Origin of the sequence: Streptomyces viridifaciens (assembly GCF_001888885.2) — a bacterium.
Taxonomy (GTDB): Bacteria; Actinomycetota; Actinomycetes; order Streptomycetales; family Streptomycetaceae; genus Kitasatospora; species Kitasatospora aureofaciens.
In genome coordinates, this window is sequence record NZ_CP090841.1 from 3,891,199 (window position 1) to 3,916,634 (window position 25,436).

General features: G+C 67.6%; 25 protein-coding genes. 11 read left to right on the plus strand and 14 right to left on the minus strand.

Features of this window, described 5'->3' with window-relative positions; translation table 11 throughout:
* Nucleotides 1–15: 15 nt before the first annotated feature.
* The 3 genes from BOQ63_RS24405 to BOQ63_RS24415 all read right to left on the minus strand — a co-directional run bounded on the left by BOQ63_RS24405 (nucleotide 16) and on the right by BOQ63_RS24415 (nucleotide 1,405).
* Nucleotides 16–477 (minus strand): pyridoxamine 5'-phosphate oxidase family protein, encoded by a 462-nt coding sequence (locus tag BOQ63_RS24405; RefSeq protein ID WP_072654959.1) that lies wholly within the window; start codon nucleotides 475–477, stop codon nucleotides 16–18.
* Nucleotides 478–645: 168 nt separating this feature from the next.
* Complete coding sequence (locus tag BOQ63_RS24410) at nucleotides 646–1,059, minus strand: STAS domain-containing protein (protein ID WP_079183730.1); 414 nt, start codon at nucleotides 1,057–1,059, stop codon at nucleotides 646–648.
* Nucleotides 1,043–1,405, minus strand: a complete 363-nt coding sequence (locus tag BOQ63_RS24415) for a helix-turn-helix transcriptional regulator (RefSeq protein ID WP_046386108.1) — start codon at nucleotides 1,403–1,405, stop codon at nucleotides 1,043–1,045. The genes BOQ63_RS24410 and BOQ63_RS24415 overlap by 17 nt, the downstream gene beginning before the upstream one ends.
* Before the next feature lie 402 nt (nucleotides 1,406–1,807).
* Between BOQ63_RS24415 and BOQ63_RS24420 the strand changes: the two genes are divergently transcribed.
* Both BOQ63_RS24420 and BOQ63_RS24425 read left to right on the plus strand, forming a co-directional pair.
* On the plus strand, nucleotides 1,808–2,299 hold the full coding sequence (locus BOQ63_RS24420) for a DUF5994 family protein (RefSeq protein WP_030551943.1): 492 nt from the start codon (nucleotides 1,808–1,810) through the stop codon (nucleotides 2,297–2,299).
* Nucleotides 2,300–2,357: 58 nt separating this feature from the next.
* The gene (locus BOQ63_RS24425; RefSeq protein WP_030278569.1) at nucleotides 2,358–2,603 is read left to right on the plus strand and encodes a hypothetical protein; all 246 of its coding nucleotides are present in this window, start codon (nucleotides 2,358–2,360) and stop codon (nucleotides 2,601–2,603) included.
* A gap of 40 nt (nucleotides 2,604–2,643) precedes the next feature.
* Here the strand turns inward: BOQ63_RS24425 and BOQ63_RS24430 are convergent, their stop codons facing one another.
* Nucleotides 2,644–3,249, minus strand: a complete 606-nt coding sequence (locus BOQ63_RS24430) for a DUF5994 family protein (protein ID WP_050366696.1) — start codon at nucleotides 3,247–3,249, stop codon at nucleotides 2,644–2,646.
* 386 nt (nucleotides 3,250–3,635) lie between these two features.
* Between BOQ63_RS24430 and BOQ63_RS24435 the strand changes: the two genes are divergently transcribed.
* A complete protein-coding gene (locus BOQ63_RS24435) occupies nucleotides 3,636–3,887 on the plus strand; it encodes a hypothetical protein (protein WP_030551939.1) in 252 nt (83 codons plus the stop codon).
* A gap of 45 nt (nucleotides 3,888–3,932) precedes the next feature.
* Here the strand turns inward: BOQ63_RS24435 and BOQ63_RS24440 are convergent, their stop codons facing one another.
* Together BOQ63_RS24440 and BOQ63_RS24445 are read right to left on the minus strand one after the other, a co-directional pair.
* Complete coding sequence (locus BOQ63_RS24440; protein WP_030278575.1) at nucleotides 3,933–4,511, minus strand: DUF5994 family protein; 579 nt, start codon at nucleotides 4,509–4,511, stop codon at nucleotides 3,933–3,935.
* Between the two features lie 910 nt (nucleotides 4,512–5,421).
* Nucleotides 5,422–5,610 (minus strand): hypothetical protein, encoded by a 189-nt coding sequence (locus BOQ63_RS24445; protein ID WP_454130397.1) that lies wholly within the window; start codon nucleotides 5,608–5,610, stop codon nucleotides 5,422–5,424.
* On the opposite strand from BOQ63_RS24445, the gene BOQ63_RS24450 reads away from it, so the two are divergent.
* The 3 genes from BOQ63_RS24450 (at nucleotide 5,525) to BOQ63_RS24460 (ending at nucleotide 8,833) form a co-directional block, all read left to right on the plus strand.
* Complete coding sequence (locus BOQ63_RS24450; RefSeq protein ID WP_465398195.1) at nucleotides 5,525–6,685, plus strand: ice-binding family protein; 1,161 nt, start codon at nucleotides 5,525–5,527, stop codon at nucleotides 6,683–6,685. The genes BOQ63_RS24445 and BOQ63_RS24450 overlap by 86 nt on opposite strands.
* A gap of 461 nt (nucleotides 6,686–7,146) precedes the next feature.
* Entirely contained in the window at nucleotides 7,147–7,710 is a 564-nt protein-coding gene (locus BOQ63_RS24455; protein ID WP_305953133.1) for a DUF5819 family protein, read from the plus strand.
* On the plus strand, nucleotides 7,700–8,833 hold the full coding sequence (locus BOQ63_RS24460) for an HTTM domain-containing protein (RefSeq protein WP_107488541.1): 1,134 nt from the start codon (nucleotides 7,700–7,702) through the stop codon (nucleotides 8,831–8,833). The genes BOQ63_RS24455 and BOQ63_RS24460 overlap by 11 nt, the downstream gene beginning before the upstream one ends.
* A gap of 775 nt (nucleotides 8,834–9,608) precedes the next feature.
* On the opposite strand, the gene BOQ63_RS24465 is transcribed toward BOQ63_RS24460, so the two are convergent.
* The 4 genes from BOQ63_RS24465 to BOQ63_RS24480 form a co-directional block, all read right to left on the minus strand.
* Entirely contained in the window at nucleotides 9,609–11,030 is a 1,422-nt protein-coding gene (locus BOQ63_RS24465) for an arylsulfotransferase family protein (protein WP_079184087.1), read from the minus strand.
* A gap of 612 nt (nucleotides 11,031–11,642) precedes the next feature.
* Nucleotides 11,643–12,467, minus strand: a complete 825-nt coding sequence (istB, locus tag BOQ63_RS24470) for an IS21-like element helper ATPase IstB (RefSeq protein WP_072652950.1) — start codon at nucleotides 12,465–12,467, stop codon at nucleotides 11,643–11,645.
* Complete coding sequence (istA, locus tag BOQ63_RS24475) at nucleotides 12,467–13,735, minus strand: IS21 family transposase (protein ID WP_072652949.1); 1,269 nt, start codon at nucleotides 13,733–13,735, stop codon at nucleotides 12,467–12,469. The genes istB and istA overlap by 1 nt, the downstream gene beginning before the upstream one ends.
* Before the next feature lie 532 nt (nucleotides 13,736–14,267).
* Nucleotides 14,268–17,018 carry an ATP-dependent DNA helicase gene (locus tag BOQ63_RS24480; protein ID WP_072654961.1) on the minus strand — a complete coding sequence of 917 codons (2,751 nt, stop codon included), beginning with the start codon at nucleotides 17,016–17,018 and terminating at the stop codon, nucleotides 14,268–14,270.
* Between the two features lie 283 nt (nucleotides 17,019–17,301).
* Here BOQ63_RS24480 and BOQ63_RS24485 point away from each other — a divergent pair, with 283 nt between their 5' ends.
* Nucleotides 17,302–17,442, plus strand: coding sequence for a hypothetical protein (locus tag BOQ63_RS24485; protein WP_167395778.1), 141 nt, complete (start codon nucleotides 17,302–17,304; stop codon nucleotides 17,440–17,442).
* A gap of 652 nt (nucleotides 17,443–18,094) precedes the next feature.
* Here the strand turns inward: BOQ63_RS24485 and BOQ63_RS24490 are convergent.
* The 3 genes from BOQ63_RS24490 to BOQ63_RS24500 all read right to left on the minus strand — a co-directional run bounded on the left by BOQ63_RS24490 (nucleotide 18,095) and on the right by BOQ63_RS24500 (nucleotide 20,836).
* Complete coding sequence (locus BOQ63_RS24490) at nucleotides 18,095–19,213, minus strand: hypothetical protein (RefSeq protein WP_143174770.1); 1,119 nt, start codon at nucleotides 19,211–19,213, stop codon at nucleotides 18,095–18,097.
* Between the two features lie 85 nt (nucleotides 19,214–19,298).
* Nucleotides 19,299–19,859 carry a peptide deformylase gene (locus BOQ63_RS24495; RefSeq protein ID WP_223886034.1) on the minus strand — a complete coding sequence of 187 codons (561 nt, stop codon included), beginning with the start codon at nucleotides 19,857–19,859 and terminating at the stop codon, nucleotides 19,299–19,301.
* 5 nt (nucleotides 19,860–19,864) lie between these two features.
* Nucleotides 19,865–20,836 carry a helix-turn-helix domain-containing protein gene (locus tag BOQ63_RS24500; protein ID WP_072654964.1) on the minus strand — a complete coding sequence of 324 codons (972 nt, stop codon included), beginning with the start codon at nucleotides 20,834–20,836 and terminating at the stop codon, nucleotides 19,865–19,867.
* Nucleotides 20,837–20,979: 143 nt separating this feature from the next.
* On the opposite strand from BOQ63_RS24500, the gene BOQ63_RS24505 reads away from it, so the two are divergent.
* From BOQ63_RS24505 to BOQ63_RS24520, 4 genes are read left to right on the plus strand one after another with little or no spacing between them, the layout of a single operon-like run.
* Nucleotides 20,980–22,134, plus strand: a complete 1,155-nt coding sequence (locus BOQ63_RS24505) for a glycosyltransferase (protein ID WP_072654965.1) — start codon at nucleotides 20,980–20,982, stop codon at nucleotides 22,132–22,134.
* A complete protein-coding gene (locus BOQ63_RS24510) occupies nucleotides 22,131–22,835 on the plus strand; it encodes a hypothetical protein (RefSeq protein ID WP_072654966.1) in 705 nt (234 codons plus the stop codon). Before BOQ63_RS24505 ends, BOQ63_RS24510 begins: the two co-directional genes overlap by 4 nt.
* On the plus strand, nucleotides 22,832–24,067 hold the full coding sequence (locus tag BOQ63_RS24515; protein WP_072654967.1) for a glycosyltransferase family protein: 1,236 nt from the start codon (nucleotides 22,832–22,834) through the stop codon (nucleotides 24,065–24,067). Before BOQ63_RS24510 ends, BOQ63_RS24515 begins: the two co-directional genes overlap by 4 nt.
* Nucleotides 24,064–24,954 carry a hypothetical protein gene (locus BOQ63_RS24520; RefSeq protein ID WP_072654968.1) on the plus strand — a complete coding sequence of 297 codons (891 nt, stop codon included), beginning with the start codon at nucleotides 24,064–24,066 and terminating at the stop codon, nucleotides 24,952–24,954. The genes BOQ63_RS24515 and BOQ63_RS24520 overlap by 4 nt, the downstream gene beginning before the upstream one ends.
* Here BOQ63_RS24520 and BOQ63_RS24525 read toward each other — a convergent pair.
* Nucleotides 24,912–25,412 carry a P-loop nucleotide/nucleoside kinase family protein gene (locus BOQ63_RS24525; RefSeq protein WP_191093588.1) on the minus strand — a complete coding sequence of 167 codons (501 nt, stop codon included), beginning with the start codon at nucleotides 25,410–25,412 and terminating at the stop codon, nucleotides 24,912–24,914. The genes BOQ63_RS24520 and BOQ63_RS24525 overlap by 43 nt on opposite strands.
* Nucleotides 25,413–25,436: the final 24 nt, after the last annotated feature.

The window sequence follows — 25,436 nt, forward strand, 5'->3', positions numbered from 1 at the left end:
CGTTCGCGGGCCCGTTCAGGCGTTGGGCGTGGGACCGGGGTACGGGAGCGGGGCACGGCCGGGACCGGCTCCGGTGATCGGGAACGTCCGGCCGTCCACCTGCGTGGTCGTGATCCGCAGCAGGGATTCCGCCGGGCCGGGAACCCAGGGCGTCTCGGACCCGGTGCGGCTGATGAGGCGATCGGCCTCCCCGGCATCGGTCACGGGGTGGGCGTAGCCGGTCACACTGACGCTCCACGCGGTGCCGGAGTCGGCACCCTCCGCTTCGAAGAGCACGACATCGCCGTCCGCCAGCCGCTGCAGGCGGGCATCGGCACCGGCGCCGACCACGACGTCCTCGTCGAGGAGGTAGTTCACCGGGGCGACGACGGGCAGGGCCCGCGCGGTGAACACCACTCTGCCGTAGCCGGTGCCCGCGAGCAGGGACAGGCATTCCCGGCGTTCCAGCCCACCGGGTACCTGCGTCGTCTCGTCCATGCCTCCATGCTCCTCGTCCCGGCACGAACCGCGGCATGGGTCACTTGGCCCTGCTCGTCCGCCGTCCGGCCGCTGTTCGAGGGGACCGTTCGACGGTGCGACAGGTGGCCTGCCGCACGGCGCGGAGACATGGACGGTGTCCTGCGGCCGCTGTGTCCGGTCACCCCCTCATCCTGTCTGCCGGCTGGCGGCGTAGGTGTCCGCCAGCGCGGTGCGGACGCTCGAGTAGATCGTGAAGACCTGGTCGGTGCCGGTGATCTCCAGTACCCGTCTGGTCTGAGGCGGCGGTGCGGCGAGCACCATCTCCACGCCGGCGGCCTTCGCGCGCCGGCGGGCGGTGAGGAGCGCGTTGAGGCATACCGAGTGGCAGAAGGCCAGGCCGGTCAGATCGACGATCAGCTGGGGCGGGCGGGTCTGCATTACCCGTGCGAGGGCTTGCTGCAAGGGCTGGCGGTCCTCCAGGTCCACCTCGCCGTCGAGGCGGACGATCACCGCCTGTCCGTCAACCACCGTGGTGGTGGCTCGCAGCTGCGGTGTGAGGTGCTGGAGGCGGTCGGGCGCGGTCTCACGGATGCTCACCATGATGATCACCGGTAGGAAGCCTCTGCTGGTGGCCGGAGCCGGGGCGGGGATCGGGGCCGCCGAACAGGGCCAGCAGGCCTGCGATCTCCTGGTGGGCCTCGGCGGGATGGCGGAAGTACGTGCCCTCGACGACGTGGTAGTGGTTGCGGCGCCCGTGCCGTGTACGAACGAGGAAGCCGGCGTCCTCCAGGTCGGTGACGATCGCCTGTACGGCCCTCTCCGTCACTCCGCACGTCGCCGCCAGGTCCCGCAGGCGGACTTCCGCGTCACGCGAGATCGCCACCAGTACACGTGCGTGATGCGTCAGGAACGTCCACCTCGTCCGGGGCCCCTGTTCATCCCGCATACCACAAGTATGCTCTCGAATTCCGGTTCCGGAATGCCCGAGTCCAGGATCGTCAATGGTCTTCGCCACCCGGCCACCCTGCGCGGCGTCTGCCCTATCCCCGCCTCCGCCCGCCAGGTGGAGTGATCCGTCGGCTGGGCTCTGAACGGCAGTGGACGGGGGGTGAACGCAACCAGAACTGGTCGCATCAGGCCTCTCCCGCGCGGTGGGGATGACGTCTCGTTCGCGTCACTCCTGGGTGCGGACCTTCCCCGTCGCGGTGTACGGGCCGCGGCGGACGGACCGGCCCGGGGCTGAGGGGGCGGAGTACCGTGGGAATGTCGGAACGGCTCGACCGGCAGCGACGGAGGACCGCCTCTGCGGTAGCGGACGGGACGTCCGTCCGCGGATGGGTGGCGTGCCATGTCGGATGAATCCGGTACCTCGCACCACGGCCTTCTTCCGGAGCGGCTGCGGCAGGCCGCGAAGCCGGGGACGGTCCTGCTGCGCCTGGCGACCACACGGTCGCGCGAGGGCGCGCTGGACGGCGCCTGGTGGCCGCGTTCACGGGATGTCGGCGCCGAGTTGCCCGGTCTGGTCAGGGCGTTGACCGAACACCTGGGCCCCGTGGTGAGCGTCGGGCTGGACGCGGACGCCTGGGATGAGGTGCCGCCCAGCCTGGTCATCGACGGCCGGCCGGTGCACATCGACCGGTACCCGGTCGGCGATGACACGGTGATCGTCACGCGGGGTGACCGCGATCACTTCAGCCTGCTCGTCGTTCCCCCGCAGGCGGCTCAGGAGGCAGCCCTGGCCGCGATGGCACGTGCGGTCGAGGCCGGTGGCACCGCCTCGGCGCGGCAGATCCTCGTCTCGACCGGCATCGGCTCCGAGCCACCGATCGAAGCGACCTGAGAGGACCGGCATCGCAGGCTGGGCCCCTCGGAAGGACAGGAGAGGCAGGGGCGACAGGATGTCCGTCTACGTGAAACTCTCGCCGGAAGCCCGGGCGCCGGCGGAGCCGTCGAAGGGGCCGCTGGACCTGCAGTACGAGGACGGCGCGGACGGCGTGATCTTCGAGTACGACCTGCACCCGAGCGGCGCGCTGCGCGTCCTGCGGGTCTTCGAGGACACCCCGCACCGGATCGAGGCGTGTTTCAGCCCCGGGGCGTGGCTCCAGGTCGCGGGTACCTACCTGCGAAGCGGCTCCGAGTACTGACGGCGATCCGCCGGGAGCGCAGGAGGATCGGGAGGCGGCGTCATCGGTGGTCGGCGCCATCGGTGGTCGGCCGAGGGCACAGGCCGGAACACCCGGGTGACAAGGGCCCGCCCCACCGGGCGGAGCCCCAGGCCGAGACGGAGGGGTCGCGTACCGGCCAGATGATTCCTCGCCGGTCGGACACCCTCGCGGAGGGCTCCTCGGCGAGCAGTTCGCTCGCGGTCCCGGTGTTCGCGGGATCGGCGGCCTCGGCCATCAGCCGGGCGGCCTCGACGGCTCCCGTCCGTGGCGGGACGACCAGCAGGGTCAGTCGGCGGGCAAGGTGCGAGCGGACCGAGATCGTGTGCTGGTCCTGCACGGCGGTGAACCCGCCCGCGTGGACGGTGTGGCTCACATGGACGGTGCGGCCCGCGATCGGGATCCGCCGGGGGACGGTCAACCACTGAGCCGGGTTCACGGTGATTCCGGCGACCCGGCCCCACCGCTTGTTCAGTTCGGCGGCCAGGGCGGGGAGTTCGAACGGAAGGTCGTGCGATCGGGGCCACCAGGCCCCGTCCAGCCGTCCGGCTCGCGGGCCGTCCGGTGTCAGGGAGAACCGCGGGGCGAGTTCGGCAGTGGCAAGCGTCGCGCCGTCGATCTCAGTCATGATCAAGGACCTGTCTCCGAACCTGACCGGTGCCAAGTTCGGGATCGCCGTTCGCCGGAGACGACGCCAGTGTCCGTGCCGGCATGCGAGGTGCCTTCGGTGATGTCCAGGCTACTCCCGGTCCGGCCCGGACCCGGCATGGTGTTCAGCCGGCTGAACGGTCGCGATGCCCACGTAGTCGGACTCCAGCTTGCCGGTCTTGTGCTCGTCGGCGTCGACACACGTCGTGGCCGCGCCACTCCCGGATGCCGCCTGCCTCGAAATCGGCCACCTCCTCCGCTCTTCGTTCCGTCGTGGCATTGGAGCCGCCGACCTCCCCGGTCGCCCTCCACCCGCCCGCCTCGTACGGTCGAGTCAGGGCAGGAGCGTTGGCACAGGAGGTCACGATGCGGCGCTACCGGTGGATTCTGGAGACCCAGAACGATGACGGCCGCTGGTCCCGGCAGGACGACACGACGATGCCGAATCCGCTGGAGTACGACGGTCCGCCGCAGCGGGCGGCCAACCACCTCCGGGACGTGTTCGTTCGCACCCTCTCCCGACCCGCGCCGGGCCCCCGGGCAGTCAGGGTCCGACTGTGGGAAGGGACCGGCATCGACGGCGAACCCCAAGCGGAGACCGAGTGGTCACGCGAGTGACACACCCGGCCCGCGCGGGCCGGGCCGGGTGTGCCGTCCTCCCGACTAGGCGGGTACGGGCCAGGAGGCTGCCCGGTCGCGGGCGATGTCCGCCCGCCTGCCGGCCTCACCAGCTCCGTTCGAGGGAGCGACGGCCGATGGCAGGAAGTCGGAGCGGGACGCCGGCTTTGCCGCACCGTCGCCCGTCTGAGCGGCGAGCAGGTCGCTCGCAGTACTGGTGTTCGCCGGGCCGGCTGCCGCGGCCATCAGCTGGGCGGCACCAGTGGCATCCGTCTCCGGCGGGACTACCAGCAGGGTCAGCCTGCGCGGGGCGTACGAGAACACCGCGATCGTGTGCTCGTCCTGCTCGGTGGTGAACCAGCCGGCGTGGACGGTGTGCCCGGTGACCGGGATACGGCGGGGGATGAGCGGCCACTGCGCGGGGTTCACGGTGATCCGGGTGATCCGGCCCCACCGCTCGTCGAGCTCGGCGGCTAGGGAGGGGAGTTCGAGAAGAAGATCACGCGACCGGGGCCACCAGGCCCCGTCCAGCCGACCGGCCCGCACGCCGTCGGGCGCGAGGGAGAGCCGCAGGGGGGATGCGGGGGTGGTCGGCGTCGTCGCACGATCGAGGATCGCAGTCATGATCAAGAGCCTGTCTCCGGGCCCGACCAGGGCCGGGTCCGGGAGAGCCGTTCGCCGGAGACGACGCCAGTATCCGGTGCCGGCATGCGAAGTGCCTTCGGTGATATCCAGGCTACTCTCCGCCCGGCCCGAACCCCGCACGGTCACGGTGGCCGGTTCCGCAGCCCGGCGCCTTCGGACGAGACCGCGGGCGACGAGGGCGGGCGTCCCTCAGGCCTGGCCGAAGTGGCCCGCCCGGTCGGCGAATTCCACCATCGGTAGGCGGCGGTCGTCGTGGCCCGACCGGACGAGCAGCCACGGCTGAACACGAGGAAGGGCCTCCGCCGCGCCGTGCCGAGCGGGAAGGACCTGTCGAGGAAGTCCTTCACGAGTCCGAGTCTCGCACCCTGCGCAGCCTTCCCGTGGGTGGCGTCCGCCGACAGCGACGCTCTGGGTGCACCTTTTCCAGTGATGAGCTGGGGTGTCCCCCGGCGAATGACGGATGGTCACGGATGGTCGGGGATACTGGCTTCGATCGCAGGGCTGTCTTCGTCCACTGTTCGCAGCTCTGTCGGTAGTTCAACTCAATCCTTCCGCAAATCATATCGACGTAGTGCGTCCCGCTGGGTGCCGAATTCTCCCTGACATCGGAGGGTGAAGGCGTATTCGCCGGACCCGGAGCGGTGGGGACAGGTGGCTCGGCCAGAGAACCGTGCGACTACAGGTAGAAGCCTGGGTTTACACAGCGGCTCAGGTCACCCCAACGGATCGTATGCGCATGGCGTGTTCCGGGTAAATCTAGATCCATCCTCTCTACCTGGTGCAACGGGCGCTCGATCCTCGGGCGCCCCTTGGCCACATGAAGCAGTGGTTCGGCGCGCATGTCGACGAAAAACATGGAATTCGTCGCGTTTCTCACAGGAATGGGACCCTAGGTGACACTGAACTTCTCTGCTGTGCCGCACTGGCGCAGGATTTCCGCCTGGATCGCGGGGATCGTGTTGATCGCCGCCGCCGGTGTGGCCTTGACACCGGTGCGGGCGCACGCCATCGCGACCGCCGTTCCCCTCGGTACGGCGGACAGCTTCGCGGTGCTTGCCGGCCAGTCGGTCAGCAACACCGGTTCTTCCGTCATCACGGGAGACGTCGGAGTGAGTCCGGGAACGGCCATCAGCGGATTTCCGCCCGGCCTGGTGAACGGGACCATCCACTCCGCGGATGCCGTCGCCGCTCAGGCGCAGAACGACTTGACCACGGCGTACAACGACGCCGCCAGCCAGGCGCCGGACGCCATCATCTCCGCTGACCTGGGTGGTCAGACGCTGGTTCCGGGCGTCTACAAGTCCGCTACCTCTCTCGGACTGACGGGCACGCTCACTCTGGACGCCCAGGGCGATCCCAACGCCGTGTGGGTCTTCCAGGCTGGATCGACCTTGACGACGGCCTCCGCCAGCCGCGTGATCCTCACCAACGGCGCCGCCCCGTGCAACGTGTTCTGGCAGGTCGGAAGCTCCGCGACGCTCGGCACCAACTCGACCTTCGTGGGCAACATCCTGGCCCTGACCTCTATCACCGTGACCACCGGCGCAAGCATCGACGGTCGGGCGCTGGCCCGGAACGGCTCCGTGACGCTGGACACCAACAGGATCACCCGGGAGACGTGTGCCGTCGGCACCACCGGCGGGACCACGGCGGGTACGACTGCGGGCACCACGACCGGTGGGACCACGGCCGGTACGACCGCGGGCACCACGACCGGCGGCACCACGGCCGGTACGACCGCGGGGACCACGGGCGGGGTTCTGGGCGGCCTGGTCGCGGGCAACACGGGCGGGGTTCTGGGCGGTCTGGTCGCGGGCAACACGGGCGGTCTCCTCGGCGGCCTCGTCACCGGTGGCACCACGGGTGCCACGACCGCGGGTACCACGGGTGCTACGACCGCAGGCACCACAGCCGGTACGACCGCGGGCACCAGCGGTGGGGAAACCGGTGGCAATGGACACCAGTGCGGCCCCTGCGACCACTGTGGTGACTGCCACGAGCACTGCCACGAGCACTGCGGTGACTGCCACCAGCACTGCGGTGACTGCAGCCACTGCGATCACTGCGGTGACTGTGGCCACGGTGATCACTGCGCTTCCTGCAGTGACAAGTGCGGGTCCGGCAACTGCTGCTGTGAGCCCGCGACCTGGTAGCCGATCCGCCGTGTGCGGGTCCCCAGGTCGTGAGGCGTGAGCACGAGCGCACCTCTCGCGTGGGTGTGGCCCCCGGACCGAGCCGGCCCCTGCGGCGGTGGCTCGTGTGATCGATGGAGATCGGCGGCGCGCGGCGGATCATCAGATCCCGCCGCGCGTCGCCCGGCCCCTCGTCCGGGGAACGCGCTGCTGGCCGAGGGGTGCCGGACGCGCACAACAAGCTCAGGGAAAGCAGAGCGAAGGGAGCAGCCAGGATGGGACGAACCGGACGCAGCCGCACCTCGAACGACAGCAGGTCTGTGGGCCTGGCGGATTCGGGCCCCTGGTCGGCCGATGAGGAGAACGACACCGCGGTGGAGCCGGCTGACCGGCCTGCGGGCGGGGCGCCCGGGTCGTCGGCGGAATGTACGGGACAATCGAGACTGCTGCGGACGGTGACAGCGAGCGGGGTGGCGCTCTGCGTGACCACCGCTCTCGTCCACGTCCTGTTGGTATTCCTTTACGTGGCGCCCTCGAATCAGATCTCACAGCGCTACAGCAAGCAGATCAACGCGTGGATCTATCCATTTTTCGAGCAGAACTGGCGGCTTTTCGCACCGAACCCCGAATCGGTGTCCCGACAGATCTCGGCTAGGACCGAGGCCACTTCGTCGAACGGTTCGAAGCAGGTGAGCGACTGGTTCGATCTGACGGCTGTGGACAGCGCAGACGTTGAACACAACATTTTCCCGAGCCATACGACGCAGAACATGCTGCGCCGGGCGTGGACCAGCTATCTCGAAACGCACGGAGGGGACGATCGGTCCTACTCCGCGCGGGCTGCGATGTTCCAGAAGTATCTCCGGAACATCGCCGTGGAGCGAGTTTCGGCTCATCAGCCCGGTCCGTTCCAGGCCATCCAGCTGAGGGTGACCACGCAGCCGATCGCAGGGTCCCCCCACGCGCGCGGTCCGTACCCCGCCGCGAAAGCCCCTGTCGAAACCAGGTACCTACCGTTGTGGAAGGTGACACCGAATGGCAACTGACCAGGCACTGGCCGCGGCGCCACCACCGTCCCGTGCCGCCACCGCCACCGGCCAAGCCGCCCCGCGACGGATCCTCGATCGCCCGGGCGCGCTCGTCGCCTCCCTGACCACGCGGCAGACCTCCCTCCACGCGGCCGCAGTGCTGCGCATCGGATACGGAGCGCTCTACCTCGCCTTTCTGTTGCGGGAGTTCCCCCACCGCCAGGAGATCTGGGGTCCCGAGGCACCGTGGACCCCCGCCTTGGCGAGGCAGCTGTTCGATCAGACGGGCTGGATCAGCATCCTCACTCTGTCCGACAGTCCTGCCTACTTCGAGAGCTGCTACGTGCTCGCGGTTCTCACGGCCACCCTGTTCATGCTCGGTTGGCGGACCAGGGTGATGTCCCTTCTGTTCGCGGCCGTGGTGGCCTCGTTCCACGCCAGGGCCATCTTCATGTCGGACGGAGGAGACAACGTGATCCTCCTCATGTCCCTCTACCTCTGCTGCACCGCATGCGGCCGACGCTGGTCCCTCGACGCGCGCAGAGCCCGCCGACGCGCTGCCGCCCGTACGGTCGACGCCTCGTCGTCACGCACGGAACCCGGGCTCAGGCACCAAGTCGCCGCCTCCCGCGAAACATTGGTCACGACGCTGCACAACTGCGGCATGTTCGTCATCGCCGCTCAGGTCTGCTTCCTCTACGGCTCTGCGGGGTTGTACAAGGTGCAGGGCAGCGCCTGGGGGGACGGGACCGCTCTCCACTACGTCCTGAACCTCGACCTGTTCCGGCCGTGGCCCGCCCTCTCGCTGATGCTCGACAACCATCAGATGGCCGTCGCGGTTGCCAGCTATCTGACCGTGATCCTGCAAGTGGCCTTCCCGTTCGTCCTCTTCGGCAGGCTGAAGTACATCGTTCTGGCCATGCTGCTGAGCATGCACGCGGGCATCGCGGTACTGCTGGGCCTCCCGCTCTTCTCCGGCGCGATGATCATTGCTGATGCCGTATTCCTCCCGGACCGGTTCTACGGGTCTCTGGGAAGCCTGTGCCGACGCGCCTTCAAACGTGCTGCGGCGAAGGGGCCGGTGTCCTCCTCGGCCCCGGACGCCACCCTCGTACCGCCGCAGCCCGGACGGGCCGGGTGAGACCGAGCGGCGACACCGGCACGGAACCAGCGCCGGCAGGGGAGGGGGAGGGATGAGTGACGCGCACCAAGGCACCGGAACGATCCTGGCCTACGACGGCGACTGTGGCTTCTGCCAGGCCGTGGTCGACCGGATCCGCAAGCTGAGCCACGCCTCGGATGCCAGCCGTGCCATGGCAGGCCCTGCCGGATCGCCTCACCGCTGCGCACTTGACGCGACTCGAACGGGAGGCGCTGATCTTCCGGGGCGGCGAGGTGCATGCCGGCGGAGTGGACGCGCTGACCTGCTTCGTCGAGTCCTCGCCGAGCCTCCGGTACCGGCGGGCCGCTGCTGCGATCGGCCTCCCGGGTGTACGGGCCGTCGCTCGTCGGGTCTACGCCGCGGTATCGCGGAACAGACACCGCATTCGTATCGGCGCAGTCACCTGCTCCGTGCACCACTCCTGAGCAGCCCATCAGGAAATTCGCCGCCAAGCGAAAAACGTCGGCCCCGACCGCAGAAGTGGTCGGGGCCGACGTTTGCCTTGATAGGCAGCGGCGGAGGATACGAGATTCGAACTCGTGAGGGGTTGCCCCCAACACGCTTTCCAAATCTCCTCGGCAGTGTCCGGCGGCGTTCACACACGTTCTGAACTGCGGTTCTCTTGCTGTCGGGGTGGTGACCGAACCCATTCGGACGGCGATGAATGAGACCGGAACCGAGACCAGGCCAGGGTTGTTGTTCGACAGTCGCGGGCGATGCTGCCGCCGAAGACGGCCCGAGGATCGGTCCTTCCTCAACCGGAGCGGGTCACGACGTGGGACGTCCCGATGACCTCCCCCTTCGCGTTCAGCGCCCTCACCTGGAAGTACGGTCCCGGGTTATCCGTCGTGAGGGCCGTCTCGAAGCCGGTCCGGTCGGCGTGGTCGACGACCACCGACAGGGAACGGGCGTCCGGTCCGGCGAGCACCTGCCACGCTCTGGTCTCCGTTGAGCCGTTCCAGGAGGCGTAGACGGTGCTCCGCCCGCCGCTGCCGTCGCGCGCCGCCGCACTGGGCGGATACCACGGCTTGCCGACCCACTCGTGGCGGAACGCCCGGTACGAGATGTCGGAGCCCGGCATCATGGCGTCGTAGAGCAGGTTCTTCGAGCCGTCGCCCTCGGTGTTCCCGGCGCCCCTGTACTCCGAGTAGTACGACTCCTGCCCCCACCCGACGAACTCGTTGCCGTTGGTGAGCGCCTGGGTGTCCCCCTGGGACGCGGCGTACAACCCCGGTGCGTGGTAGTAGGTCCGCGCCGCGGTCGCGCGGTGGTTGGGGAAGTCGAGGTTGAGGATCAGGCCGTGTGACTGCTGTTCGGGGGTGCCGTCCGGCTGGTTGCAGCAGCCGTCGTCGAACATGCTGATCCGGTTTCCCGGCCGGAACCGGGCGTGGTGCTGCCAGTAGAAGTCCGCGTTCGGGCCGAAGCTGAAGTCGCTTCTCTTGCCACCGAGTTGCCAGCGGATGTCGCCTGTCTGCCGCGCGACGTCGTAGACCGCCCAGAGGTTTCGGGCCGAGATCAGCAGCTGGCCGTCAGGGCCCTCGTCGATCGAGTTCACGTGATAGGCGTCCCACACCCCGCCGGACGAGGACGCCGAGGAGGCCGACACCTCGGAGTCCGCCGGGTTCACGTGGTCCAGGATGTCCCACGAGAAGACGAGTCTCCCGGTCGCGAGATCGACCTCCTGGACCTCACTGTCCTCGATGGCTCCGTTCTTCGGCCCCCCGTAGGGGGTGAGGTCCATCGGGACCGGCTTGGACGCGATGAACAGCGCGGTCCCCCGGCGTGTCAGGAGGAACTCGTGGAAGTCCGGGTAGAAGCCGTGCCGGGCGAAGACGGTCCTGAGCAGGCGGTAGTGGTCGTCGTAGATGTAGTAGCAGCCTCCCGGCTCGGGGGCGCCGCCGGGCAGGTTGGTGTAATACGGGGGAATCGCGATGGTTCCCTGCCAGAACGTCAGCACCGGTTGTGTGACGCCGGTCCGGGGGTTGTGGTACGTCTGCACCCGGAAGTCGCCGTTCTCGAGGTTCGCGACGGGAAGCGGGCGGAACCAGACCGGATCGCCGGAGTCTTCGAGCATCAGCGCCCCGGTCTGGCCGACCGGCTGGGTGAGGTTGTACGGGGCGACGAAGGCGTCCCCCCGGGCCGTGCCCGGTTGTCGCGTGGTCACGGTGACCCGCATGGGATGCAGCTTCGGCGCGGACGCGAAGCTCCACACATCGCTGCCGGAGGTGATCGGCGCCGGTACGCTCGTCGCCGGCGGGGCCGGCCGGGTCGCGCACCGGGCCCGGTCCCATCCCATCAGGTCGGACGCTGCGGACGTGCCTGCCCCTAGCGAACCGAGTGCCCCAGCCGTCACCATCACCGTCGCGGCTGCCATCCAGCGGTGCCAGGCACCCATAGCTGCAGGCACGTCCCTCCTCCTTCTGCTGCTCACCCGCGTGGAAGCGGGGCGATGCCCGCACGGCCTTGGCCGTCCTGCCCGGAAGCGGCGGGAAGCCAGCGCCCCACACGAGGTTGAACGGGCCTGCGGCATCCGCCTCGGAGGCCCTCACCCTCGGTGACCGGTATGGCCCAGAGATGGCACCCGAACAGGCCAGCCGGTCGGCCGGCGGCCGACCGGCTGGCCTGTTCGGTCGGCTGGGTGACGCCCCGGGGTGGCTTCATCCGGCAGGTGGTCAAGGACGCCGAGGGGGACGGCTCACAGGCCCCCGAAAAGGCCTGTCGGCGGCGGCTGAACCGTGACCCACTTTGGACGGTTGAGTTCTGACCCTCGCGTCGTCGGTGGTCTTGTTCAGTCGTTGTCGGTGGTGCGGGTGCGGCCGAGTTCGCGGCCCCGCATGCGGTAGGACTCGCCCTTGAGGGAGTGGACCTCGGCGTGGTGGACGAGTCGGTCGATCATGGCGGCGGCGACGGTCTCGTCGCCGAAGACCTCTCCCCAGCGGCCGAAGGGCTTGTTCGAGGTGACGATCACACTGGCTCTTTCGTATCTGTTCGAGATGAGTTGGAAGAACAGGTTCGCGGCCTCGGCCTCGAACGGGATGTAGCCGACCTCGTCGATCACGATCAGCGGATAGCGGCCGAGCTTGACCAGTTCGTCCTGGAGCCGGCCGGCCTGGTGGGCGGCGGCGAGGCGGTCGACCCACTGGGAGGCGGTGGCGAACGCGACCCGGTGTCCGGCCTGGCAGGCCCGGATGGCCAGACCGGTGGCGAGGTGGGTCTTGCCGGTGCCCGGCGGCCCCAGGAAGATCGCGTTCTCCTTGGCCGCTATGAAGTCCAATGTTCCCAGATGGGACAGTTGTTGGCGCGTCAGGCCGCGCAGGTGGGTGACGTCCAGCTCTTCGATGGTCTTGATCGCGGGGAAGCGGGCAGCTCGGATGCGGCCCTCGCCTCCGTGGCTGTCGCGGGCGGAGACCTCGCGCTGCAGGCAGGCGACGAGGTATTCAAGGTGGGTCCAGGACTCGGCCTGGGCGCGTTCGGCCAGGCGCTCGGCGGCGTCCAGCAGGGCGGGGGCCTTCATGGCGCGGGCGAGGAAGGCCAGGTCGGCGGCGGTCTGCCGGCCGGTGCGGGCCGCCTCGCTATCAGGCTTGACCGCGTCGGTCGTGGTGGTGCGGGCCATCAGGCGCCCTCCTCCCTTCCGGCGCCGCCCTCGATGAGGGTGAACATGCGGTCGTAGGTGCCGAGTTCGCGTTGTTCGACCTCGATGCCGAGGCTGTCGGGGGCCAGGAGGGCGGTGCGGGCGGTGGCGACGCGGGCGGCCTGCTGGTGGATCACCTCGCCGCGCAGGAGGTCGGCCGCGGCGGCGTGTTCGGGGTCGGTCAGGCTCTGGTGTTTGGCCCAGCAGCGGGTGTGGCGGGCCACGATGTCGTTGCCGGCGATGACGGTGATCTCCTCGTTGTCGGCGCGGACCATGACGGTCTTGCCGATGGCGCGGGGGTGGACGGAGTAGTCGTTGGTGTCGACGCGGATGTAGTGGTCGCGGCCGATGCGGGTGTGGAAGCGCCACCAGTTGGGCGGGGCGACGGGTGGGATGGTGAGCATCGCGGCGCGGTCGCTCTCCCAGCGATCCACCGGACGGGCGTCGATCGAGCGGTGCCGGCGCCGGTTGGCGATCTGCAGCCAGGCGGTCAGCTGGGTGTTGAAGTCGGTGGGGCCGGTGAACGTGCGTCCGGGCAGGAAGCTGGTCTCCAGGTAGCCGTTCGCGCGCTCGACCAGGCCCTTCGCCTCCGGGTCGCGGGGCCGGCAGAGATGGATCCTGACCGCGAGCAGGCCGGCGAACGCGGCGAACTCGCTGGTCAGTTTGCCTTTGCCGACGCCCGCCTCGTTGTCCCAGACCAGCGTCTTCGGGACGGCTCCCCAAGCGGTGAGCAGGCGCCAGTGGCCGTCGATCAGGTCGCCCGTCTGGCGGGAGGGCAGCATTCTGGCGGTGATCACCCGCGAATACCCGCAGACGATCACCAGCACCGGCGGTCGGCCCGACTGGCCGTAGCCGAGCGGAATGTCCACGGCCGGGAACCACAGGTCACACTGGGCGAGCTCACCGGGCTGGTAGACCGTGCGGGAGACTGGATCGACGGGCAGGTAGGCCGGTCGCAGCTCGCGCACGCGTTCCTTGAGGATCGTCAGCCCGCGCTGCCAGCCGATCCGCTCGGCGATCACCGTGGCGGGCATCGTCGGGGTCTGCTTGAGCAGCTCGCGGATGGCCGGCTCGACCGCGTCCACGGCCGAGCCTTTCAGCGGGCGTTGGTAGACCGGCGGCCGGTCGGTGGCCAGGGCCCGTTTCACCGTGTTCTTCGAGATGCCCATGTGCCGGGCGATCGCCCGGATCGGCATCTCCTCGGCCCGGTGCAGTCGACGGATCTCAGCCCAGTCCTCCACGGGAATCACCCTCTCCTCCTGACCCTCGATGGGGATCAGGATGATCAGACGATCGCAAGAAGGGTCGGATCTACTCCGGTGGGTCCCGTTTCATCCGCCGTTCAGCGGTCACAATTCGCCCGTCGCCGAGAAGGCCGACTGAGACGGAAACTGAGACGGGACACGACGAAGGCCCCGACCGGGACCCGGTCGGGGCCTTCGTTTGCCCTGACGGGCGAAGGCGGAGGATACGAGATTCGAACTCGTGAGGGGTTGCCCCCAACACGCTTTCCAAATGTTCGTCTGGCTGTCCAGGGACGGCCGTAGGCGTCCTGACCTGCGGCGGAGCAGCCCGCCGACTGACTTCCGAACGGCGGTGGACGAGGGTGAACGCAACCAGAACTGCAACCACGCTGGCGTCGATCGCCGCTGGTCGTGGGCGACAGCTTCACTCTGTGCGGTTCAGTGCCCGCCTATCGTGACCATGATCGCTGCGATCCGACCGAGCGCATCGAAGGTGAGGCCAGCAATCGACTGCTGGCCTCTGCTTCCAACCTCGTGTCTATGGCAGCTGGCGCGTCTTACCGCGCTTCGGTCGCTTCTCAACAGGGGCCAAACCTCGGCGGATCTTCATCAGATGCTCGTCTTTCGTGTTCTCGCGCACTGCGAGACGACTCAGGATTCGATGCTGTGTTTCTGGAGTCCAGAACACTTCGAGACGCTCCCGAGCGCGGGTGATCGCGGTATAGAAGATGCTGTGGGAGATGCTTTCCTCGTTGGCGTCCGTGATAACGACCTTGACTGACTTGTACTCAACGCCCTGTGCCTTGTGGATCGATACGGCGTAAGCGATCTGAAACGGCACCATGGTAGTGACCGAGTCATCGTCATCGTCGCTGTCGCCACGTTCGAAGACATCGAACTGGACCGTCGAGTCTCCTGCCCAGCGCAGACCTGAGAAAATTGCATCGGCTTCAGTGAAATCCCGTTCGAGATTCACATCGAAAATGATACGGCCGGGCATGCGAATGATCTTGACGATCCTGCCCTTCAAGTTGTTGAAGATGACCGGGCTGAACCGATCGGACTCGTTGAAGAGTACGGGATCTCCGACCTTGTACGTAGACTCGCTCCACGCCACAGCGGGATTCGGGTTGCTCGCCTGTAGGAACCGGTTGACGTTGTTGATTCCGTACAGGCCGTCGTAGTTTAGGCAGAGCACGATCTCGTCGTCGCTTCGATGCTGGAACAGCGAGTCTCCCAGAACCGTAGAGTAGCCATTCTTGGAGAGCGACTCTTCGATGCGGTCGTCCAGGTTCCGCACCCTGTCCCATAGCGTGAGAAGGCTCTGATCGGTCGTCCTGAAGGGCTCTGTAAGTTCGAAGACGGACTCGCTCGGGATGTACGACCGGATGATGCTGAACCAGTTGCCAAACTCGATCGACTCGATCTGGTAGACATCGCCAACGAGTACGAGCAGATCGAAGGATGTCATCTCAAGCACATCGAGCAGGCTTGCGTTGCTTACTGTGCTGCACTCATCGATCACCAATACGTCGTACTTTGCGCCGAGCGACGACGTACCTTTGCGTACGTGCTTGCTGATCGTGCTGAACTCGACGTTCGGCGCTTGCACTCGCCTCTTCAGATTGTCGACCGCCGGATTAGTGTGTGCCAAGAATAGCTTCCGTGCGCCACTGAAGTAGTTTGCAATGTGATTCACCATCGTTGACTTCCCAGTGCCGGCTGCACCGTAGACGAGGGCGATCTTCGAGTGCTCAAACAATTCCGTCAGTGCCTTGGCCTTCAAAGGGTCATCGATGGCACCTGGGTTCGCATCAATCCATGCCTGTACATCGCTGCTGTGGTGAGAGACGCCACTGGCAGAGATCTTTCGGAGGTTGTTGATGATCGAGACGGTGTCGTCCTCGTATCCGACGATGAACACGTGCCCGTTTTCATGAGCCAGCTTCCGAGGCTTGTGCCGTTCAGTGGGTGGCAGCATCCGATTGTGGCGCGCGATCAGATCGTCGACGTCGCCGAGGTCCTCTAGGTCGGCTGCTGGCGTATAGATCACACCGTGCTGCTCGACATTGCTCCGGACTCGTCTGGCCAGCAGCTCGTGAGGTCGGGTCCTCGCGTCCAGACTCTCGGCAAGGTCCCCAAAGCGCGGGTTGTGTCCGCGCGGTGATGTGCAGAATGGCATCGTGTCGAAGGGCTTGCAACTCCAGGAAACGCGCAGCCCGGAGAGTGCAGAACACTGGTGAGCATCGAACTGTGCCTTGATAACACGATTGTTCATCCGCAGCATGAGGTACCGCAAAAGACGAGAACCTGGCTGGTCGTTGCGAATGATTGATCGTGCGCTGTCAAGGACGGGGAAGATGATCGCATCTCGTTGGGCTCCGGTTAGCACCCAGGAGCGGAACGAGCCGTATGCTGCGTCGGTCATATCCATGAGATCAAGCAGGCTTGATCGTGTTGTCGTGAGGTACCGCATCAGGTTTCGGTACTCGGAATTCGACGTTCTGACCTTTCCGTGAGAGGCGTCGAAGAGGCGAGCGAAATTGTCGAACTCACACGGCCGGATTGACACCTCCCATGACCGGATCAGCGTGATCGGCATCGTCTGTCCGAGGACCTCGATCGTGTCGCTGGCCAGCTCCAGACTGGCCGCATATTTGTCGGTGACGTCGATGTCGGTGAACCCAATGATGCGATCGAACTTACTCGTGCGATTGTGGGCGAGATAGAACGTCACTTCGTAGTAGATGCGGCCGGAGATGAAGAAGGGGCGCGAGCTGTGAATGTAGTACCGCTCGCGACGTGCACTTGAGGACGATACCGTCCTTTGCCGCTGGATGCGGGCGGCAATCCTCTCGTAGTACTCATGCAATGAGGGGTCGAGATCGACTGGAAACTGTTCGATGTTGTGCAGGATTTTGATTCCGAGGAGATCCTGTGCCAGGTCGCGTGTGCGGAGTAGGTACTCGTAGTACTTCAGCATCAACCGCTCAGACGGATCGCGATCCAGCGTGTAGTGCGAGACGCTGGCCTGGAGCAATCCATGGAATCTGCTCAGGAGCCTGAACTTGGCAAGCGCTCTGACAGCATCCAAGGCCGGCCCGACCTGGTTATAGTGAAACTCAGTCGAGCGATCGCCGAGGTGCGCCCAGACAGCAAGCCCCTCGACGAGATTCCGGAGCTGCCCCAGCACGTTCTGCGAGAGGAAGCCCCGGTCGCCTACGAGGTTGACAAGGTTTTGGCAGATCACACTGTCGGCGCTCTTCACTTGCTGTTCTACTGATGCCATCGTTCCCGCTCCACTCCCCGAAGGCTCGCGCCTCACCTGCGATCGGGGTGAGAGGTCCTGGCAGCTCCTGCCCCGAGCGTTGCCGAGGCGGACCGGGCAGCATGCACGAAGGCGCTCTGGCTGCTGCCGAACAGCGGACCCGGCCCCGGTCCACATCATCAGGCAACAATGAAACCACTTAAGAGGCTGCAAACGGGCCGTTTTTCAAGACTGCCTGGCTTACTATGCTGGCTCCTGGGAGCTCAGGCTCCAACTCCCGCTCGGCGAGCTGAGCAGCGACGGAGTGGCCAAGGCGCTGCCTGCTCTGGCTTCGGCGTTCCGGGGCTGCACGACGCTCGGCGCGGTGCTGCTCCTGCTGAAGATCCCGGAGTGGATCGGGGCGGCCACCATGAGCTGGGCGTCCACCTCCACGGCCAGGCGCTAACAGCATGTGATGGACCCGATCCAGGATGGGGCTACGGAGAAGATTGGCGGTCTGTTTTGGGGCAGCTGGCCGCAGCCGCCGGCCTGGCGCCGGAAACGGCCGACTGAGATGGAGATCGCTAGGGGCTCAGGCCGCTTGTACGGTCCAAGCCCTCTGGGTTGGCAGAGGTTACGAGATTTGAACTGGTAAGGGATTGTCTCAAACGCGCTTTCCAGCCATCCCGAACGGTGTTCGGCGTGGTTGGCACTCGTCCTGACCTACGGTGGAGCGAACTGCTGGGCGAGGGACTGGGGCTGGCTGGAGTGGATCAAGCAGCCAATGAGGCTGAATCAGCTGCCCGCGTCTCAGCGATAGCGGGCGCTGTGATAAGTGCTACAGCCGGTACGAAGAGCGGCTGCCGGGCGACTGGTGCCATACCGATGTGAAGTCCATCGGCAGATTGGCATGCCAGAGCAGTTCGTGCCCCAGGATGCAATCCTATCCGCGGTAAGGCCCTCAAGGTTCGGCGCTGGGAAAATCGGCTTGGGCGCTAGTTGCCGCTGTGAGCCGAAGCCCCGGAAATTCGCCCCGCAGAATGGTCAACGGAATGACGGAACGTCGTGATTAGGCCCTCCGTCTTTGCGGAGGCGAGGTTTGTGAGCTGTTCTATAGGTCAGTCCATGAAGATTTCAGAAGGAACTATCACATCGTTCGTGATGACGGTCAGAAAACCGGATCCAGTGAACAGGCCGGAGAGCTCGTAACGTGTGGACTGTGTAGTGCTGAGATACTGATCCCGTACCTCCGCGCCGATCTTGCCGTCGAAGTCGTGGCAATAGTCCTCTACGAAAACCCCATTATCGAGGCCATTCACAGACTCGGCTTCCTGGTAGTAGTTCGTCTTTCGGTACATCTCGTGACGCCACAGGTCACGGCCATACGTTTTGAGTAGACGGGTGTCCAGGTAGATTGAGCATGGGTCCGGGAATAGCTCCGCGCCATTCGCTCGGGAACCACTGCTGTCGCGGTAAACGAACAGCAGATTACGAATGAGCGAGCCCATTCGCGGCAGGCGTACGGTGTTGAAACCATTGGCTACATTAATGGTGCTCTTGGACCAGTACGATGTGGTGCCGATCGCCGGGGGGTTCTGTGCGGTGGGACGCCCGTTAGGATCGGCCTGCGGGGGCTGGCCCCACGCCTCCAGGTGTGCACGGATCCGCACAATCGGAAGGGTGCTCGGCGCGGTTCCGTAGATGGTGGAACCGGCTGCCAAGGTGATGCGCAGCTTCCACGGGGATGCGGGGTTCAGATTTGGTAGCGCGCCCAGAGCGTCCCGGGCTGATAATTCCACGGGAACGCGCATGCAGAACCGGAAATTGCCGCCGGTGGGGGTTGCTGCCGAGTACATCGGCGACGCCTTAGGATCTGAATTTGCACCTGCTGCTCCACCCCACTTGTTAATGAGGTAGAGGTCGTAGCCGCTGAAAGGTCCGACCACAGGGGCGCCATTAACATCAAGGAGCGTGATCTCCGAGATGATATTCCACGGCGAGTCCTCGGTAATGGTGACGTCGGTACCGGCGCCATTGGTCGCCTGCACGTCCAGGATGATGCTGCGAAGGTAGCCGTACGAGGGCACGTCCCAGGAGCCCATAGCCGCTGAGCTTGTGCCTAGCGCTTGCGTCACATCGAACATGGGCTGGATGTGTTCGTGACTGGCCCGGGTGAACGGGACCAGCGATGTGGGCCGGTCCACCTTCTGGACGGTGCTGGCCGATTCCCTGTTCATGCACTTCCCTTCGCGAGCATGCTCTGGTTGTGGATCCCCTTCACATGTTGCGCTGAATTGTCCTTTGGTTGGTAATACAGGGCGCTTACTGCTCGTAAGCCCACGCCTGACCTGTCTGTCGGTACTGCTCGACAGGGACAGGGGCGACGCCGTCAGGCATGCGTGCGGTGTAGAGAAGGCCGTCGAGGTGGTCGATCTCGTGGTGAATCAGGCGGGCGAGGCCTCGTTCGTAGGCTGTGGTGGTCAACTGGCCGTCCAGCGTTGTGGCTTCCACGGTGATCCGAAGAGGACGGGGGACTACGCCACGGACGTCGAAGAACGAGAGGCAGCCTTCGAACTGCTCGTCCGTCTCAATGGAGCAGTCGGTGATCCGCGGATTCAACAGGACGATCGGCGGGGTGTCCGGGCCGACCGGCTGGACGATGGCGGCGGCGCGGCTGAAGCCGATCTGGGGTGCGGCGATGCCCATACCCTTGGCGAAGGGGTGGACCTGGCCGATGCGCTCCATGGCGGTGAACAGCTTCTCGATGACCTGCTCGGCGGCCTCGCGCTCGGTGGGCAGGTCGAACGCTCGGGCAGCCTCGGCGAGTACGGGCTCGCCCTCCTGGACGACGCCGAGGTCACGCATCTGCTCGCTGGGCCGCACCTGAATCACCTGAACTCCCCTTGGGTCGTGTCGCGTTCGGGTCGGGCCCGGAACCGCCATTCGAGACGGTACCGGGCGTGGAGGGCCGGTGTGGAGGTGCTCCAGGAGAAGACGCGCACGCCATCCTCCTCACGCCGGATCGGGGCAGTCCGCAACGGTGCCGCCTCGGCGGTCATGGACGTCTCCGTGCCCCACACCGCAGCGTCGAGCTCGACGGGGAAGACGAGTTCGACTTCCAGGTGCTCGGTGGGCAGGCGGACCGCGCGCTGGAACCAGCGGCCCCACTTCTCCTCGCCGACCGAGTAGGCGTACTCGATCCAGACCTCCTCGCCCGGGTAGAGCGGGAAGCGGCCCTGCTCGTTCTCGAACAGCAGCCACACCTCCTTGAACGCGTCGCGGTCGTGCTTGGTCTGCCAGTTCATCGCCTCCCCGCGGCATGTCGCGGTCAGTGCAAGCTCGTCCCAGGTCAGCGGGTGTTCGCGGTAGTGGGCGTTGGAGCGCTCGGGCTCACCGGGGTAGCGGTCGACGCTGATGCGGATCAAGTAGCGGGTGATCGGCTCGCTGCCGCTGTTCCGCAACAGCCGGCGCATCGTCAGCCGGTACTGGGAGCCGTCGAAGTCCAGGCGCGCGCCGTCGTGCGCCACGATGATCGCTGAGCCCGTCGCGTACGGCTGCTCGGGGCGGCGCGGGGCTGGCGGAGCCGCAGCCGGGGCCGCTCCGTTCTTGGCGGTCTCGTAGTCCAGCCAGCGCTTCCAGATGGCCTTGCCCGCGTTGAGGGTCTCCTCCGAGCGACGTGCGAAGTCCTCGGTCGGCTTGTGCCGGCCGGACTCCACGTGGCTCACGTACGACGGGTCGAAGCCCATCTTGAGGGCGAGCCCCCGCTTGGACAGGCCGCGCACTTCGCGCCAGTACGAGACCTCCGCTGCGAACGCCTCGGCGGCTTGCTCAACGGTCGGGCTGTCGTCGCGCTCGTCCATCAAGGCCCCCGCCCTGGCTGCTGGATGAGATGAATGAACCGTGAGTGATCTCGATTCATCATTCTGTCACGGTCCTGGTCGCCGGTTTCCTTCTTTTGCCAGCCCGGGTCGACACCCGGGCCGAGAGAGGGAGGACTCAAGCGATGCGCCTGCTGTACCTGCTCAACGTCTCCAACTCCAGCCAGCTGACTGCCGACTCCGGCTATACCTTCGCCGACATGCTCACCCCGGCCCTGGCCGACGCCGGGGTCGAGGTCACCGTGGCCGCTCCCGTCCCGGCCGGCGACGACCGCGTGCAGTTCGAGCGGACCACGTCGCCCGCGACCAAGTACCGGGCCCGCTTCGACCCGGGCGTCGGCGCCCTGGTGCGGCTGTTCCGCCGCCAGCAGCCCGAAGTGGTCGTGGCCAACCAGATCGAGGCCGCCCCCGCGATCCGCGCCGCGCTCCTGGAAGCAGGAGTGGACGCGCGGATCGTCGGTTACTGCCACTACCTGCCGTTCTCCTTCACTGGCACCGGCCAGTTGGCGCTGGACCCCGCGATGGACGACGGCGGGCTGGGCCGCAGCGTCCTGCTGGCCTTCGCCGCTGGCCTCGCGGCCTGCGACCGTGTCTTGGTCCACTCCGGCACCGCCGCTTCGTGGGCCGCCGCTGCCGCCGCCCGCACCGGCGTCGAGCTCACCGAGAAGTTGCACGTGGTCCCCGCCCCCAGGGACGTGCGCCTGGTCCGCGACCTTGCCGAGATCACCCCGCCGGAGGGCCGGGCGGTCGGCATCTACAACCACCGCCTGTACGCCCACTACGGCACCGCCCGGTTCACCCAGCTCGCTCGCCACCTCGTCGCTGAGGCCCCGGTGCGGCTGGCCGTGATGGACCTGTTCGGCACCCGCAGCGCCGAGCGGATCCGCCTGGATCCCAGCCCCGAGCGGAACTTGGAGGAGCTGGCGGCCGTGGACGGCATCGCCATCACCTCCGACCGCGGCGACCGCGTCCGCTACCGCAACCTGCTGGCCGGCGCTCACTTCGGCATCGCGCCGTTCCGGCCCGGCTGCCCCTGGTCCATGTCGGTCATCGACTGCCAGGCGATGGGCTTGCCGGTGATCGGCCCGCGCATCGGCTGGCTGGCCGAGCACCTCGACCCGGAGCTGGTGTTCGACACCGACGATCAGGCCGTCCGGATCGCCGAACGCCTCGCCACCGAACCCGAGTTCTACCTGGTGCACGCCAAGCGCGCGCACGCCTCCACCACGGACCTGACGCCCGCTGCGGTGGCCGCCCGCTACCTGGAGGCGATCAAGTGACCGGCTTCGACGCGGTCCTGCTCTCCTACGACGAGCCGCTGGCCGACTCCCTGCACACCCGCCTGGCCCGTGTGCTGGGCGGAACCGTCAAGCGTCTGCACGGGGTATGCGGGATGCGCCGCGCCTACCGGCTCACGGCCGAACTCGTCGACACCGACCAGTTCTTCCTCGCCGATGGCGACTTCGCCATCGACCCCGCTTTCCCCGCCAGCGCGGTGGAGCCGCTGGCAGCGGGCGTGTCGATGCGGGTCTGGCGGGCCGTCAACCCGGTCAACGGGCTCACCTACGGCTACGGCGGCCTCAAGCTGATCCGCACCAGCGCACTGCGGGAGATGGGCCAGGCCGTCGACGTGCTGGCCGCGCTGCCCGGCCGGGTCGAGTTCAGCGAGCACACCGCCGGGACCACCCTGTTCAACCAGACCCCGTTCCACGCCTGGAAGGCGGGCTTCCGGGAGTGCGCGATGCTCGCGCGCGGCAGCGAGTACGGCATGACCGACGCCTCCGCCCAGGAACGCATCGACGCCTGGACAGCCAGCAAGGACGGCGACTTCGCCGAGTACGCGGCAGCCGGGGCCCGCGACGGCCTCGAGTTCGCCCGCACTGCGGCCCGCGACCCCAAGCGCTTCGAGGCGCTCAACGACCCGCCCTGGCTGCACCGGCACTTCATCACGCTGCACGGCGAGCAGGCGGTCGCCGGATGAGCACCCGCTGCGGGCCGCTGGTCCTGATCGAGCCGCAGGCGCACCTCGGCGGCGGGCACCACCAGCGCACGCTGACGGCACTCGCCGCCGCCCGCCCGGGTGCCGTGGTCATCACCCCGCAGGGGATCGCAGACGGGCCCGGTTTGCTGCTGCGGGCCGGCTCCTGCATCGCCGCCGGACCGGTGGGTTTGGCGGCGAAGGCCCTGCTGGCCGCAGCACGCGCGGCGGAACGCGTATCGACCGCTGGCAAGCGGGCCTTCCGCTCACGGCGCTGGCCGCTACCGCTCCGCCGGCTGCCGCACCAGGTCACCCTGGTCGCGCGCTGCCTGATCGAAGCCGGATGCCTGCGTACCGCCCGCCGCCTCGCCCCTCAGCCGGCGGCCGTGGTGATCCTCAGCGCGAGCGAAGCCCTGCACGGCCTGGCCGCCCTGCTCGGCGGCACCCCGCACCTGCGGTTCATCCACGAGCAGGTCACCACCGAAGACTCGCCCGTCCGGCTGCTGGGTCGGCTCGCCCGGCGGAGCGAGAAGCACCTGGTCGCCCTCTACCCGACCACCGCCGTCCGCGACCGGCTCGCCCCGGCCTTCCCCCACCTCCCAGGGCGGGTGCGGGCGTTCGCGGTCGACGACGGTCGGCCTCTCACCGCCGCCGAGCGCGACGGTGCCCGCGCCGCCTTCACCATCCCCGACTCGGCGACGGCGGTCTGCCTGGTCGGCGGCTGGTGGCCCTACAAGGACATCGCCACCGTCGACGCGGCCCTGGTCCGCCTCACCAAGCCGCTACACGTCCTGGTCTGCGGCACTCCGCTGGACGACGCGGTACTCGAACGCTGGCACCGCCTGCCCCTCGTTCGGGTCCACACCGTGCCCGGCCCGGTCGGCGAGGACGTCCTTCGGCTCGTCTACGCTGCCGCCGATGCCGCCCTGGTGGCACGGCGTCCCGGGACCGGCAAGGAGTCTGGGCTGGTCATGGACGCCGCCCGGCTCGGTGTCCCCCTGGTCGTCTCCGACCACGACCCGGACCTGACCGAGCGGCTGGCCGGACAGCCCTGGGCCCAGCTCTTCCCGGCCGGCGACCCGGGCGCCCTCGCCAAGATCCTGGACCAGCTGGCGGACGGGCCGCCCGCCCGGCCGGGGTCGCGGGCCCCTGCGGTGCTGGACATGCTCCCGGCCTCCGAGCAGGCCGCCTACCTCACCGAGACATACGCCGACCTGGTCAAGGAGTACCGATGACGCCCGCTCCCCCCACCCTGGTCGCCGTGATCGGCCCGGTCGAACCGGCCCTGCTGACCGCCTGGACCGCCCACTACCGCGCGCTCGGCGTCGAGCGTTTCCGCCTCGCCTTCCACTTCGCCGAGCACGTCCCCGACGCCTGGCGCCGCCAGCTACTGGACACCGCTCAGAGCCTCGGCCTCCCCACCGGCCAGGTCAGCACCGGACCGTGGCACGAGCACACCAACACCGAACTGCGCGACGCGCTGCGGGAGCAGGCCGGCCCCGGCTGGCACCTGCTCGCCGACTCCGACGAGTTCCAGACCTACCCGGCCCCACTCGGCGAGATCACCGAGGCAGCCGAAGAGAACGGCTGGGCGGTGGTGGGCGGCTTGATGCTCGACCGCGTGGCCGCTGACGGCCGACTCGCCCTCTGGCGCCCCGAGACCGGACTCGACCGCGCCTTCCCGCTCGGCGGCCACCTCACCCACCGCCTCCTCCAGGGTGACCCCCGCAAGATCGTCCTCGCGCTCTCGGATGTCGCCGTGGCCTCCGGCAACCACCGCGCCCCCGGCCGCAGGCCCGACCCTCACACACTGGCGTGCGTCCACCACTTCAAGTGGCGCGCTGGCGTCCTGGACGACCTACGGCGCCGGGTCGACCGCTTCGCCTCCGGCGGCTGGACCGAGCACAGCCCCGCCGTCCGGAACGAGGCCACCCGCCTGCTGCAGCACATCGACCGCCACCACGGCCGCATCGACGTCTCCGACCCCCGACTCGGTTTCCGTCACGTCACCCTCGACCGCCTGCCCGACGACTGGGCTACCGAAGCCGCCCAGATCCATGCCGCCTGGCGCCCGCCCCGTCAGAGCCAGCCCGGCTCCACGATCTCCTCGCCCTCGTCCTGAGGCGCCTCGAAGCGCGCGAAGAAGTCGTCCAGAGCCTCAGGGGTCACGATCAGCGCGTTCGCGTCCCCTCGCTGGTTGCGCTCGGCCAGCCTGCGCAGCAGCTCGTCCCGATCGACGGGGAAGTACAGCAGCCGCCACCGACCGCCGGCCGACTCCACCAGCTCCTTCATCGCTTCGCGGTCCTTGCGCGGCCACAACCCTTGGTCCCACACCACGTCCCGGCCCTCGGAGACCAGTTCGACCAGCCGGGAGCGCAATTCGGCGACGACCGGGGCCTCTTTCTCGAAGTAGGTGTTCTCCGGATAGTCGACGCCGTACCGGCCATGCCGCTCGTGGACGACCTCGTCCACCGACAGCCGCACTGCACCCTGCGGCTCCAGCTCCCGCTGGGCGTAGGTCGTCTTCCCCGAACCGGTGAGCCCCACCAGCAGGAACACCACCGGAGCACTCTCGGCCACCGACAACTCCCCTCACCATCACCA

Excerpts from the sequence above, each read along its gene's own strand:
- BOQ63_RS24405 (WP_072654959.1), bottom strand. The coding sequence starts at position 477 with ATGGACGAGACGACGCAGGTACCCGGTGGGCTGGAACGCCGGGAATGC.
- BOQ63_RS24465 (WP_079184087.1), bottom strand. The coding sequence starts at position 11,030 with ATGCGGGTCACCGTGACCACGCGACAACCGGGCACGGCCCGGGGGGAC.
- BOQ63_RS24420 (WP_030551943.1), top strand. The coding sequence starts at position 1,808 with ATGTCGGATGAATCCGGTACCTCGCACCACGGCCTTCTTCCGGAGCGG.
- BOQ63_RS24415 (WP_046386108.1), bottom strand. The coding sequence starts at position 1,405 with ATGCGGGATGAACAGGGGCCCCGGACGAGGTGGACGTTCCTGACGCAT.
- BOQ63_RS24500 (WP_072654964.1), bottom strand. The coding sequence starts at position 20,836 with ATGGACGAGCGCGACGACAGCCCGACCGTTGAGCAAGCCGCCGAGGCG.
- BOQ63_RS24505 (WP_072654965.1), top strand. The coding sequence starts at position 20,980 with ATGCGCCTGCTGTACCTGCTCAACGTCTCCAACTCCAGCCAGCTGACT.
- istB (WP_072652950.1), bottom strand. The coding sequence starts at position 12,467 with ATGGCCCGCACCACCACGACCGACGCGGTCAAGCCTGATAGCGAGGCG.
- BOQ63_RS24430 (WP_050366696.1), bottom strand. The coding sequence starts at position 3,249 with ATGACTGAGATCGACGGCGCGACGCTTGCCACTGCCGAACTCGCCCCG.
- BOQ63_RS24520 (WP_072654968.1), top strand. The coding sequence starts at position 24,064 with ATGACGCCCGCTCCCCCCACCCTGGTCGCCGTGATCGGCCCGGTCGAA.
- BOQ63_RS24425 (WP_030278569.1), top strand. The coding sequence starts at position 2,358 with ATGTCCGTCTACGTGAAACTCTCGCCGGAAGCCCGGGCGCCGGCGGAG.
- BOQ63_RS24490 (WP_143174770.1), bottom strand. The coding sequence starts at position 19,213 with ATGAACAGGGAATCGGCCAGCACCGTCCAGAAGGTGGACCGGCCCACA.
- BOQ63_RS24410 (WP_079183730.1), bottom strand. The coding sequence starts at position 1,059 with ATGGTGAGCATCCGTGAGACCGCGCCCGACCGCCTCCAGCACCTCACA.
- BOQ63_RS24515 (WP_072654967.1), top strand. The coding sequence starts at position 22,832 with ATGAGCACCCGCTGCGGGCCGCTGGTCCTGATCGAGCCGCAGGCGCAC.
- BOQ63_RS24435 (WP_030551939.1), top strand. The coding sequence starts at position 3,636 with ATGCGGCGCTACCGGTGGATTCTGGAGACCCAGAACGATGACGGCCGC.
- BOQ63_RS24440 (WP_030278575.1), bottom strand. The coding sequence starts at position 4,511 with ATGACTGCGATCCTCGATCGTGCGACGACGCCGACCACCCCCGCATCC.
- BOQ63_RS24460 (WP_107488541.1), top strand. The coding sequence starts at position 7,700 with ATGGCAACTGACCAGGCACTGGCCGCGGCGCCACCACCGTCCCGTGCC.
- BOQ63_RS24480 (WP_072654961.1), bottom strand. The coding sequence starts at position 17,018 with ATGGCATCAGTAGAACAGCAAGTGAAGAGCGCCGACAGTGTGATCTGC.